Consider the following 12,975-nt stretch of genomic DNA (forward strand, 5'->3'; position numbering starts at 1 on the left):
CTTACCAACAAAAACTTAGCATAACTTTTGTTCTCAAAAAATTTCTGGATTCCAGTGGGCTTTGTTGCACAGCTCTTCGGATAGTGGGTAATGTATAATAAATTCATGAAGCTATATCAAACTTAGCCATGCCTATTTCAGTAAATTTGTTAAGCAAATAACACTTGAGTAGCAGTTCCTTCTCACGATTAATCTCAGATTTATTCCTAAAACTAAATCCAAATATTTGCTTCAGTCGCGAGAAAAAACTTTCTATATAAGATCTCTTCCAATAATTTATCTCTTTTTTCCACCTCTTCATACCATCTTCATCATATGACTTTATGAGCTTGATTGTAGAATTTCTCTCATTCATATAATCCAACTTTGGATGCTCTACTGCATTATTTTGCGGAGGAATCCTTGTCTTTATGTCAAGCTCATCGCACAGTTTATATAACTTCTTTCGATTATATGCCCTATCTGCATATATCGTGCTTATGTTATACTTGGTATCCACTCTTTCAATAAGATCACAGGCTCCATAGTGGTCGGAATAAACTCCACTACTGTATTTTGCAGCTATAACTTTTTTACTACCTATCTCTAGCATTACATGTAGCTTTCTTGTTTGCTCATAGCGGCGATACTTTCTATCTGTACCATTTGCCTTACTATGGCCTGGAATATTATTGTAGATGCTGATACCTGTACTATCTATAGCAATTTCAATATCTTCCATATCGTTCTTATCAACTCTGCAGTCGTTGATTTTGATATTAAGCTTTTTAAACCTTCTTGAAGCCTGCGAATAGCTGATAATTTGCAAAATTTTCCCTATTTGCTCAAGATATTTCTCTATAAATCCCACTGTTTGCCTAAGACCAATCCTGAATAGATAGGTTATTATGTGAATTAGAATCACTACTTTGTCGCTGTAGACATTGTTGCCACCTGCTACTTTTGGACTATTTTCGTACCAATTTTCAATGGCATCGTTGATATAATGAAAAACATTTCCCCTTTCTTGAAGAAATTTGTTATATTCATTGCAGTTACTGACTTTCATTCTTATTGGCATATTTTTCCTTTGTCGGCTAAATATCTATTTTATAACAAATTCCATCAGTAACTGCCTGTTCTTTCCTTGAGTGGTGCAACAAAGCCCGCTGGAATCCAGGAATCAAGAAGCCAGTGTCAAGCACTGAGATGACACCGAATGGGCTACCTAAACGACAAGGGGCTGTTTGAATAGCACCCTTCCGGTGTCTCAAACTACAACAGTTGTGAATAGAGAGTAATACGAAAAATTATACAATCAACGAACTACCTGTCATTTCATTTGGCTTTTTGAGTCCAAGTAGCTGTAAAATAGTAGGAGCAATATCAGATAATTTTCCATCTCTCAGTTTTAAATTTTCACAAGATATAATAAATGGAACTTTATTTAGAGTGTGCGCTGTGTGAGGTGTGTTATTTTCTTCATCGAACATACATTCCACATTACCATGGTCTGCTGTAACAATGAGTGCAGTATTACCCACTTCTTTGACAACGCTGAGTACTTTTGCAAGGCAATCATCTACAGCGAGCACAGCTTGCTCGGCTGCTTTTATATTACCTGTGTGTCCCACCATATCAGGGTTAGCGTAGTTTACAACTATCAGCGCAAATTCTTGAGAATGAATTTTTTTTACAAGCTCTTCTGTGAGCTCAAAGGCTGACATTTCAGGCTGCAGGTCATAAGTTTTAACTTTTGGTGAAGGAATGAGTATTCTTTCTTCACCAGAAAAAGGTTCTTCTCTTCCACAATTAAAAAAGAAAGTCACATGCGCGTATTTCTCAGTTTCAGCAATGCGCAGTTGCCGTAATTTATTGTCTTCTATTATCTGTCCCAAAGTGTTGGCAAAAGATTCAGGAGGAAAGAGATAAGGGATTTTTAAGTCCGCTTTATATTGCATCATACTTAAAATTGAAGAAAATTTTGCTACCTTAGCGTAATCTGTTTTGCCTAGCAAAATACTTGCCAATTGTATCATTCGATCAGCACGAAAGTTAGCCAATAGCAATCCATCTTCTGGTTTTATACCTTGATAATCTCCTATTATTGCGGGCCTGATAAATTCATCGGTTATATTATTTTGGTAATTTTCATCAATAAGCGATACTGCATCATCATAACGAGGCGCCTTTGCAAATGCGATGGCTTCATAAGCTTCAATTGTTCTTTCCCACCTATTATCACGGTCCATAGCATAATAACGCCCAGAGATAGTGGAGATTCTTATATCATTTTCCTTTATGCTTTCTGTAAATTCTTGAATGCATCTTTTCCCTGAATTTGGCAGTGTGTCTCTGCCATCTAAAAATGCGTGTATTACAACTTTAATTCCGCGCTGTGATATTTTGTTTGCTAAAGATGAAATGTGCTTTTGATGCGAATGAACACCGCCATCTGATATCAATCCCATTATATGGCATATGCCATTCTTACTTTTTAGATCATTAATAAAATTCTGTAGATTTGCATTATTTTCTATCGTTTCGATTTCTTGATTAATACGCTGAAGGCTTTGCATTACCACTCTACCACTGCCAATATTCATATGGCCAACTTCTGAATTGCCTATTTGGCCTTCTGGTAATCCAACATCAGTTCCACAGGCAGATAAACTGCACTTTGGATAATTAGAGCTAATATGTTGCCAACAAGGTGGATTTGAATTGCTAATAGCATTGTATTTACTATTTTCTATTCCATTACCCCAGCCATCTAGTATACATAAAACGACTGATTTAAAGTTCATATAAAAGTTAACATCGAAACCCTCAATGGTACCAAAAACAAACTCTTCTCACAACTTTTGTGTTAAAATAAGAGATAGAAAAAGCTGCTTGGAGGCAATGGTATATGAAGTTTTTCATAAAATATTTTATTAAAGTGATTGACAGTTGCTGAAGTGTTTACTAAAACACTTGCATAGCTTTAATAGTGAGGTCAAATGAGTTATAGCCAATATGTAAAGGATAATACTTTAGCAACATCAGGTGCTATAATTAATGTTGATAGATTAGTAAACTTTTTAAAAAGCAATACAAACATTACAAGACTTATTTTACGATGTTCAAAAATTAATTATGAGGTTATAAAAGAATTAGCTCAGCTTTCTCATCTTACTTCACTTGATCTAAGTTGCAGTTATGTTGGTACAGAAGGTGCAAAGATTTTAGCAAGCGGGAATCTTATAAATCTTACTTCGCTTGATTTAGGAGGAAACGAAATTGGTGATGAAGGTGTAGAAGCTTTAGCCAGTGGAAATCTTACAAGTCTTACTGAGCTTAAATTATATGATAATAAAATTGGCGATAGGGGGGCAAAAGCTTTAGCAAGTGGAAACCTTCAAAAGCTTATTTTACTGAGTTTAGGATGGAATGAAATCAGTAATGAAGGTGCAGAGGCTTTAGCAGCAAGTGGAAACCTTAAAAATCTTATTACACTTAAAGTATATGATAACAGCATTAATTACAGAGATGTACAGACTTTGGCGAGTGGAAATTTGGTGCGTCTTACTTCGCTCATTTACAATTATTGCAGTATTGATGAAACATTGCCAAAAAATGTCCTTCCTCAATTAAAAAGGAAATGTAATAAAAGAAAAATAGGAGAGGAGCCAGATAGCAAGCTAAGTGAAGCGCAGACATCTTTGCATTTTGACAGTAAAGGCTTTAAAACTATATAACTTCACACGTTTTGTCTGTTTAAGAGACAAAAAAAAGGTAGTGAATTTTGGGCTAAAAGTGAAATGTACAGATTGTATAAAATAGTGCTCCCCGGGCCGGATTCGAACCAGCGACCAATTGGTTAACAGCCAACTGCTCTACCACTGAGCTACCGAGGAATAAACTGCTTTCAACTTATCACATTGAACGCCGATTGTAAACGATTTTTATGTAGACTTTAGACCTAGATATCATTCCAGTGCATGGAGCTGTAATCTAGTTCTTATTACCTGATATGCTCATTTGACAGTTAAGTCTTCTCTACCCCTATTTGCATAATACCTTCGTTTACGGTTAAAAGATATCGAGGTAGTAAGGTGTATTAGTTTTTGCAAGCTGTTATTTTGCTATGGATTGCTGTAATGGCATCATCTATTTTATTGTTATCACAGCCTGTTTGGGCAAGTTCGGCATTTCCACCGCAATCCCTTCTGGTTAAAGTAGATACTAGCTCTTTTGCATTGATCTTATTAGTTAAATCTTTACTTACTTTGACAATCAAAACTGTTTTATCCTTTTCTGTTACCATGAAGGCTATTACAGTTTTCGGTTTTTGTTGCTGTAGAGCAAATTCCCTTATGATACTTCCTGGAACGTCAGTAAAAGTGTGGATTACGAAATTTATTCCATTTATTTCAGTACTTTTTATATTTTCTACACTGATAATCTTTTTATAAAGATTTTTTATTTTGGTTTCAAATTCTTTGCGCTCTTGGCTTAAAATACTGAGTCGACTTATTATTTCATTTACTGGTGCTTTTACGCATTCTGCAACTTTTTTTAAGCTAATTTCGTTATTGCGTACATAATTAATTGCTTCTTGACCGGTTAAAGCTTCAATTCTTCTTACTCGAGATGCAACGGAACATTCTGCTGCTATCTTAAACAAACCAATTTCTCCGGTACGCTCCACGTGTGTACCACCACATAATTCTTTTGAATCTCCAATTTTTACAACCCTAACATTATCACCATATTTTTCACCAAATAAGGCCATCGCTCCTTCGTCTATTGCCTCATCCATACCTTGAACTTTTGTGGACGTAGAAAGATTTTCTCTGATTAGAGAGTTTACTATATCTTCTACTGAAGACAGCTGATCCTGAGTGACTGGCTTATTGTGACTAAAGTCAAATCTTAGTCTATTTGGTGCGACTAGAGAACCTTTTTGAGTAACGTGATCACCTAAGATTTTTCTGAGTGCAAAGTGTAGAAGATGTGTAGCTGAATGATTTCTTCTTAAGTCTTGTCTTCTTTTTTTGTTAATACTAGCTGTAACTGTATCACCTTTACGAACTGAACCAGACTCCACTATACATCTGTGTAAATATAGGTCATTAATCTTGTTGGTATTTTCCACTATGATTACGCCTAAATCTGGTGTCATTCCAGCGCGTGACGCTGGAATCTGGATCCCAGTATCAAGTACTGGGATGACAAGAAGGAACTTTCCAATATCTCCCACTTGTCCACCTGACTCTCCATAAAAAGGTGTTTTATCAAGTATAATAGTTATCTTTTCTCCTTCTTTTGCAGAATCAATTACTTCATTTTTAGAGGAAATTATTGCGAGTACTGTTGCATCCTTTACTTCATCACGTTCATAACCAACAAATTCCGTTTTGCCAAACTGATCGATTAAATTAAACCATACTTGTTCAACAGATTTTTCACCAGATCCAGTCCAATTAGCACGTGCTCTTTCTTTTTGCTCTTTCATTGCATTATCAAAACCTTTTTGGTCAAAATTTATTTTCCTTTCTTTCAAAATATCAAGTGTGATATCCAAAGGAAATCCATAAGTGTCATATAGTTTGAATGCTGATTCTCCAGATAGAGTGTCACCTGATTTTAAATCTGCAGTGAATTTGTCCAAGAGATTAATGCCTTTCATTAAAGTGTCTTTAAAGTTTTCTTCCTCTGATTTTAACGTTGTTTCTATTAAGCTTTTAACTCTGATTAGCTCTGGATAAGCATCTCCCATATAAGCCAAACTTGTGCCATCTATGAGTGCAGGAAAAACAAGGTTCAATAGAGAATCATTATATCCAAGTAGGTGGATATAACGTGCTGCTCTCCTGATCAATCTGCGTAGTACATAATTTCTTCCTTCATTTCCAGGAAGCACTCCTTCTGCGATGAGAAATGCAGCTGCACGAAGGTGATCTGCGATAATCTTATGAGCTACTTTATTTTCCGTATTTCCACAGTACTCTTGCGATTTACTTACCAGAGCAGAAAATAGGTCAATATCATAGTTATCATGAACGTTCTGCATAACAGCTGCTATTCTTTCAAGGCCCATTCCGGTATCGATGCATTTTTTTGGTAATTTTTGTAAATTACCTTCTTCATCTTTATTAAATTCCATGAACACCAGGTTCCAAATTTCAACAATTCTGTCGTCTTCATGTAAAGCGGAATTTCCATGATCGTAAAAGATTTCAGAACATGGGCCACATGGACCAGTATTGCCCATGCTCCAAAAGTTATCATCTGTTGTAATTCTTATGATTTTATCATCTGAAAAGCCACTTATCTTACGCCAAATTTCATATGCTTCATCATCAGTGTGGTAAACAGTTATGGATAGTCTGTTTTTATCAAGAGACAATTCTTCAGTAATAAATTTCCACGCAAATTCTATCGCAGTTTCTTTAAAGTAATCACCAAAGCTAAAATTTCCGAGCATTTCAAAAAATGTGTGATGCCGAGATGTATAGCCAACATTTTCAAGATCATTGTGTTTACCACCTGCTCTGAGACACTTTTGACTTGAGACGGCACGTTTCATTTCAGTTTTTTGCGTGCCGGTAAAGATGTTTTTGAACTGTACCATACCAGCATTTGTAAACATGAGTGTTGGATCATGCTCTGGAATCAAAGGAGAAGAAGGAACTTGCTCGTGATTATTATTTACAAAAAATTTTATAAATCTTTCTCTAATTTCGTTTAGCTTCATCGTTTTTACTGAGGTTATCTATGCATAATAAGTTGTAACAGAAGTAAAATCAATTTATCAATCTAAATATTAATATATACATTACTTAGTATAATAAAAGTAACTTTTACATAAAAATTTTAATAAAAAGATATAGGTTTAAATATTTTATCCACTAACATAGAGAAGTATTTGTTAATTCAAATAATATTTTTGTTAATTAATTTAAGGAGTGTGAAATGCCAAAAAAATTCCAAAACACTAAGAATAGCATGCGAAAGAGAGAAACAACAAATAAGCAGGAGATGGATGGTCCAACAATTAGAATTGTATCTGACTTGGAAAGTATAAAACAAAACAGAAGAGTAGAATTTTTAATTAAAGGAGAGAATTTAACAGTAAAAGACCTCTCTATATCTTCTAGAGCAGCTGAGATAGGCTTGGTTACAGGAATAGTAAATTCAATAGACATTCCTCAAGCAATTCGTGAATCGACAATAGATGGAATTATTTTAGGTCTTAAGAGTGGAGAAATAGAAAAAAGTAAAGAATATAATTATAGAGAATTTAAGAAAATATATCTAAAAAACCTTGTAGATGAATTGGGTAAGGATAGTTCAAAAAAGCTAAAAGAAAGAACTGATGAAAATAGCCAATTGAGAGAATCTACTACTGAAGAAATTGATTATCAGATGCAGGAAGATGTAACTATCGAATCAGCTTCTTTAACAAAACAAGAATTCGATTTTGCATCAAGCAAAGTAACTACTAAAGAGATTAATGACGTAATAAATGAAATAGAAGAATCAAATGCTAGTTATGGAATTACTCCTGAAGATATAAGTAGTGTTTCCCGTTTTGATAGTAATTCACAAGAAGTGTTAGATCATTCTATATTTAATAGCACAGATGTGGAAGGGCCTAAATTACCCGAAATAAATGGAGGACAGTATATAGGAATAGCAGGGATTGCTGGTGGTATATTTGGTGGAGTGCTAGCAGTAGCTTTTGCAGGATTAGGATACTTTGTATGGCATAGAAAAAATAGGGAAGGTAGCTACGATGTTGAAAAAGCGATGAAAAACCTTCCTGAACAAGCTCAACTTGAGCATTCCGGATCTACATCAGAAATAGAATCTTTGCTCAGCAATGCTACATCGGTAGCACATCTATCTTCTCAGATTAGTGTCGAGTAAGATTCCAGAGTTTGATGGCACAACAGTGCCATCAACTTAGCTCTTACAGCACTTATATGCTCTGGAACCAAAGGAGAAGAAATTTTCCTGTCTTACAAAAATTTTATAACTCTTTCTCTAATTTTATATCGTTTTTACTAAGGTATAATAAATTGCAATGAGAAATTCAGATATTAATATATGTATTATTTAGTATAATAAAAATATAAAAATCTTAGTGAAAAGATGTGGACTTAAATAATTTATCTTTTATACATAAGGAAATATTGGTCAGCTTGGGGGTCATATATGTCAAGAAGATTTAAAAATACTGTAGGAAAAAAAAGATCAATCAATAAGGAAAAAAAGGAATAGATGGATTAGTATTGAATCAGAATTGCGAGATGTAGAACAAAACAGAACAATATATTTTCTATTGGGAGGAGGTGATTTAAAACTTAAGTATGTATGTATGCTTGACGATACATCTTATCGTATTCTTGTTGCTGAAGGAGAAATAGTGCATGCAGAAAATCCAAAAGTGATGATTGATGATATTGTTTCTGATCTCAAGAGTGGAAAAATACGAAGTTATAAAAGATATAATGCCAAAGAGTTTTATGAAAAGTATCTCAAAGAGTTTTTGAGTAATGAGAACTTGCAAAAGCTGGAAGCTGGTGATATTGAAAATACAACAGCAGAACTACCAAACTTAAAACAAGTAATGGAAGAAATGAAAAAATCAAACGCTAGCAATGGAATTACAATGCGAAATATAGAAAGTGTTCAAAATACGACGAATATTTTGGGTAATCCTATGATTCATGATACAAACTTGAGAGAGTTTAAATTATTGGAAACACCTTCAAACGAGAAAAATAATATAGTGTTCACAGTAGGTATGTTAGCAGTAACAGTAGCTTTGGTAGCAGCTGTACCATTTAAATGTTGGTTTTATAATAGAAAAAATAAAAGCCATAGTAGTGCTAAGGAAGAAACTCCATCTAGTTATTTATTAAGTGCAATAACTTTAGAAAGTGGAACTAATTCTATTCGTTAGCCAAAATATTGCAAAAATAGAATTTTTTTATTATTTTTTTACAGTTTCCTCATTTAATAATTTTTATGCTCTAATTATTATACTTAATTTATCATTACCTGTTGTGTAAACAGGATGAGAATTTTCAATAATCTACATCCTTTAGTAAGAAAAAATCAATACATTCACGATAAATTTACCTCATATCTGTGTTTTATATGTGGAATTTCGAATGGAAAATTATGCAGGCAAAGAAAGAAGAATAGTGAATATAGTTACTCAACATTGGAGTGATATAAAAGGATCAGATAGAGAATGGCCAGAAAGACATGAAATAGACACTGCAGAAATCATGGAGTCATGGCAGCATTGTTTTATCATTGAAGTTAAAGATCGAGGTTATATTTGTGAAAATGCAGGAGAAAAAGCTATTGAATTTTATGGTTTTGAAAAAAAGATGTACATCGATAATAAATATGCAATTGATGCACCATTTTTGCGGCTATATAAAATAGATGCAGTTATTGATAAACTTGAGACTGTAATAGAGAGTAAATGCTCAATTAACGAAGAGGAAGAAAGTGAAAGTGTTAAAATGAGGCAAGTATTGTTGCCAATTGGAGATAAAGAAGGTATAACACATATACTGGGTGTGATTACATTCAAGCTGCTTTAAAATACAATTTTAATTTGATTCTTTAATAAAATTATCTATACTCATACTTAATTACTAATAAAGAACTAAATAGTGGTGTTTGTAAATTTGTTTAGAATATGACGAAAATAAAATTAAAAACAAAATCTTCTGTCAAAAAGCGCTTTCACCTTACAGCTAAGGGTAAAGTCATCTCTACTCAGTCAGGTAAGAGACATGGCATGGTAAAAAGAAGTAAATCTAATATTCGTAATCAACGCGGTACAACGATTCTCAATAAATCTGACTCGCGTATAGTTAAACTTTATATGCCTTATGGTATTTAATAAAATGGAGGTAAGATAAAAATGGCTCGGATAAAGCGTGGAACCGCTACTCATGCTCGTCATAAAAAGGTATTAAAATTAGCAAAGGGTTATAGAGGACGGGCAAAGAATTGTTATAGAATTGCATTACAAAGGGTTGAAAAAGCACTACAGTATGCTTATAGAGACAGAAGAAATCGCAAGCGTGATTTTCGTGGTTTGTGGATAATACGTATTAATGCAGCGGCAAGAGAACATGGACTTACTTATGGTAGGTTTATGCATGGTCTTAAACTTGTTGGAGTTGATTTGAATAGAAAAATTCTTGCTGAGATGGCTGTTAATCATAAGGATGATTTTGCTAAATTAATAGAAACTGTAAGTAGTAAGTTAGCAGAAAATTCCTAAAGCAAACACACCTGAAAACATGAGAATTATTTTCATGGGGTCACCGGGGTTTGCTGTTGGTGCGTTAAACTTACTATTGAAATTACAGAGTGAAGTAGTAGCAGTATATACCAAAGCTCCAAAGCCTTCTGGACGTAGGCAGAGGTTAACAAAATCGCCAGTACACATCGTTGCTGAAAAAAGTGACATAGAGGTATGTACTCCTGCCTCTTTAAAATCTTCGATAGAGCAAGAAAAGTTTGGAAATTTTAAGCCAGACGTTGCAGTTGTTGCTGCGTATGGATTGATACTTCCAAAAGAAATTTTAAATATTCCCAAATATGGTTGTATTAATATTCATCCATCATTGCTGCCTAGGTGGCGCGGTGCAGCTCCGATACAGCACACAATTTTAGCCGGAGATCAAGAAACCGGAGTTAGCATTATGCAGCTAGATGAAGGATTAGATTCTGGCCCTATTTTAAAACAGAAAAAATTTCTTATTGAAAAAAGCGATAATTATAAGACGTTGTATGATAAATTGTCTGAATTAGGTAGTGATTTACTGCTGAAAGTACTAAACGAAATTGAAAAGCAAGTTCCCTTAAAACAGAGCGATAACGATGCGTGCTATGCTGACAAAGTAAAAGACTATAAAATTTACGCAAGTGACGCCTGTGAAATTGCTTATAGAAAGGTTAAAGCATTTTATCCAAAAGCATTCATTAAGGTAGAGAATAAACGTATCAAGATACTTGATGCTAAATTTGAAGCCTTCACTTCAGGACAAGGTGAGATCATTAATGATAATATGCATATAAGTTTAAAAGGTGGTACTTTAATTCCTAAAGTTGTACAAATGGAAGGAAGAAATCCTTGCGATATTAAAGATTTTGTTCGTGGCTTAAAATCAAGTTTAACAAAAAAATTTATAGAATAGACTACTTTGAAAGGAGAGTGAGGAGAGCTAAAGCAACTTCTACAATTTGGTATTCCGCTGCTTGTTAGCGGAATCTACAACGAGATACCGCAGTGGTATGACGTAGTAGCTATATATAGACAAATTTTCTTTTCTTAGATATAATCTTAAGAAACCTTCCATATGAAAATTAAAAGAGCTTTAATATCAGTATACGATAAGACAAATATAATTGAACTTGCATCGTTTTTGATGCAGCAACAAATAGAAATTCTCTCAACAGGGAATACTTATAAAGTGCTATCAGGTGCGGGAATAAAAACGCAAGAAGTTTCAGATTACACACAATTTCCAGAAATACTAGATGGCAGAGTGAAAACTTTACATCCTAAAATTCATGGAGGAATACTCTGTGATCGAAAAAGGCACGAAAAGGAAATGCAGAATCTAGAAATTAAGCCGATAGATCTGCTTATAACTAACTTATATCCATTTTGGAAAACGGTTAATAGCAACTCAAGTGAGAAGCAAATCATAGAACAAATAGATATAGGTGGAGTAGCATTAATTAGAGCTACAGCAAAAAACTTTCATTTCACTTCAGTGATTTCTAGCATTCAAGATTACGAAACACTGAAAGCTGAGATGATCAAAAATAACAATCAGACAACATTAGAATATAGAAAACATCTAGCAACTAAAGCATTTGCTCTGACTGCACAGTATGATTCTAATATTTACAATTGGTTTTTATCACAGGGTAAAAGCAATGAGTTACCAGAGTTTTTTACTTTATATGGATGTAAAGCACAAGGACTCAGATATGGTGAAAATCCTCATCAAAAAGCTGCATTTTATAGCAATCAATTTAGCAAGTATCCACTGGAGAAAATACATGGAAAAGAGTTGAGCTATAATAATATAGTCGACATAGAGTCTGCACTTAACATAATTTCTGAGTTTCAAGAACCTGCAGCAGTGATAATAAAGCACAATAATCCATGTGGCGCTGCTGTTAGTGATAGTGCTTTAAAAGCATATGAAAAAGCTCTATCATGTGATGAAATAAGCAGTTTTGGTGGAATAGTTGCTTTCAATCGGGAGATAGATTTAAAGCTAGCAGAGAAATTAAACGAGATATTTTTGGAAGTGGTGATAGCACCATCGGTAAACAATGAGGCACTAAAAATTTTACAAAAAAAGAAAAATTTAAGAGTGATTATTCATCAATCTCTTCAGCAAAATGCAAAATATCAAATCAAAAATGTTGTTGGCGGGTTCTTAGTGCAAGAAAATAATAACCATACAGTAAAAGTAGAAGAAATAAACCGAGTGACAGAATGCACTACAACAAAAAAAGAGAAGGAAGATCTTATTTTTGCTTGGAAAATATGTAAACATGTAAAATCCAATGCAATAGTAATAGCAAAAGACGGTTGTGCTATTGGCATCGGTGCAGGACAAACAAGCAGAATAGATAGTGTGAATATTGCAGTAAAAAAAGCAGGTGAAAAATGTAAAGGCGCAGCGCTTGCTTCAGATGCATTTTTTCCATTTCCAGATAGTATAGTAGAAAGTGCAAAGCATGGAATTACAGCTATAATTCAGCCAGGTGGCTCATTGAAAGATCAAGACGTGATAGCAGCTGCAAATGAGAATAAAATTGCCATGTTTTTCACTGATGTTCGTAACTTTCTCCATTAAGCTTTGTATCCTGTCAAAATTATACCCACACAGGGCTTTGTTGCATAGCAGCTTATAGGTATGAAAATTGTAGTAAATTTATGTAGTTACT

11 protein-coding genes and 1 tRNA gene are annotated in these 12,975 nt (G+C 34.0%); 8 read left to right on the top strand and 4 right to left on the bottom strand.

Annotation, left to right across the window (positions count from 1 at the left end):
* Window positions 1-103: 103 nt before the first annotated feature.
* A complete protein-coding gene (locus ABWU28_RS05400; RefSeq protein ID WP_213863789.1) occupies window positions 104-1,060 on the bottom strand; it encodes an IS5 family transposase in 957 nt (318 codons plus the stop codon).
* A gap of 229 nt (window positions 1,061-1,289) precedes the next feature.
* The gene (gene gpmI, locus ABWU28_RS05405; protein ID WP_353275096.1) at window positions 1,290-2,786 is read right to left on the bottom strand and encodes a 2,3-bisphosphoglycerate-independent phosphoglycerate mutase; all 1,497 of its coding nucleotides are present in this window, start codon (window positions 2,784-2,786) and stop codon (window positions 1,290-1,292) included.
* Window positions 2,787-2,981: 195 nt separating this feature from the next.
* Here gpmI and ABWU28_RS05410 point away from each other — a divergent pair, with 195 nt between their 5' ends.
* On the top strand, window positions 2,982-3,719 hold the full coding sequence (locus tag ABWU28_RS05410; protein ID WP_213864013.1) for a hypothetical protein: 738 nt from the start codon (window positions 2,982-2,984) through the stop codon (window positions 3,717-3,719).
* A gap of 87 nt (window positions 3,720-3,806) precedes the next feature.
* Here the strand turns inward: ABWU28_RS05410 and ABWU28_RS05415 are convergent.
* Together ABWU28_RS05415 and alaS are read right to left on the bottom strand one after the other, a co-directional pair.
* Window positions 3,807-3,878 (bottom strand) — tRNA-Asn (locus ABWU28_RS05415).
* Between the two features lie 203 nt (window positions 3,879-4,081).
* Window positions 4,082-6,721, bottom strand: a complete 2,640-nt coding sequence (alaS, locus tag ABWU28_RS05420) for an alanine--tRNA ligase (RefSeq protein ID WP_264376923.1) — start codon at window positions 6,719-6,721, stop codon at window positions 4,082-4,084.
* A gap of 218 nt (window positions 6,722-6,939) precedes the next feature.
* Between alaS and ABWU28_RS05425 the strand changes: the two genes are divergently transcribed.
* The 7 genes from ABWU28_RS05425 (at window position 6,940) to purH (ending at window position 12,884) form a co-directional block, all read left to right on the top strand.
* On the top strand, window positions 6,940-7,896 hold the full coding sequence (locus ABWU28_RS05425) for a hypothetical protein (RefSeq protein WP_007302084.1): 957 nt from the start codon (window positions 6,940-6,942) through the stop codon (window positions 7,894-7,896).
* Window positions 7,897-8,347: 451 nt separating this feature from the next.
* Complete coding sequence (locus ABWU28_RS05430; RefSeq protein WP_257846215.1) at window positions 8,348-8,935, top strand: hypothetical protein; 588 nt, start codon at window positions 8,348-8,350, stop codon at window positions 8,933-8,935.
* Between the two features lie 211 nt (window positions 8,936-9,146).
* Complete coding sequence (locus ABWU28_RS05435; RefSeq protein WP_254229583.1) at window positions 9,147-9,590, top strand: PAS domain-containing protein; 444 nt, start codon at window positions 9,147-9,149, stop codon at window positions 9,588-9,590.
* Window positions 9,591-9,688: 98 nt separating this feature from the next.
* The gene (gene rpmI / locus ABWU28_RS05440; RefSeq protein WP_006013548.1) at window positions 9,689-9,895 is read left to right on the top strand and encodes a 50S ribosomal protein L35; all 207 of its coding nucleotides are present in this window, start codon (window positions 9,689-9,691) and stop codon (window positions 9,893-9,895) included.
* A gap of 21 nt (window positions 9,896-9,916) precedes the next feature.
* On the top strand, window positions 9,917-10,282 hold the full coding sequence (rplT, locus tag ABWU28_RS05445) for a 50S ribosomal protein L20 (protein WP_007302081.1): 366 nt from the start codon (window positions 9,917-9,919) through the stop codon (window positions 10,280-10,282).
* 19 nt (window positions 10,283-10,301) lie between these two features.
* Window positions 10,302-11,201, top strand: coding sequence for a methionyl-tRNA formyltransferase (fmt, locus tag ABWU28_RS05450; protein WP_353275100.1), 900 nt, complete (start codon window positions 10,302-10,304; stop codon window positions 11,199-11,201).
* A 162-nt stretch (window positions 11,202-11,363) separates the two neighbouring features.
* Window positions 11,364-12,884, top strand: coding sequence for a bifunctional phosphoribosylaminoimidazolecarboxamide formyltransferase/IMP cyclohydrolase (purH, locus tag ABWU28_RS05455; protein WP_006013536.1), 1,521 nt, complete (start codon window positions 11,364-11,366; stop codon window positions 12,882-12,884).
* Window positions 12,885-12,975: the final 91 nt, after the last annotated feature.

Source organism: Wolbachia endosymbiont (group B) of Pilophorus perplexus (assembly GCF_964028155.1).
In the GTDB taxonomy this organism is placed as follows: domain Bacteria; phylum Pseudomonadota; class Alphaproteobacteria; order Rickettsiales; family Anaplasmataceae; genus Wolbachia.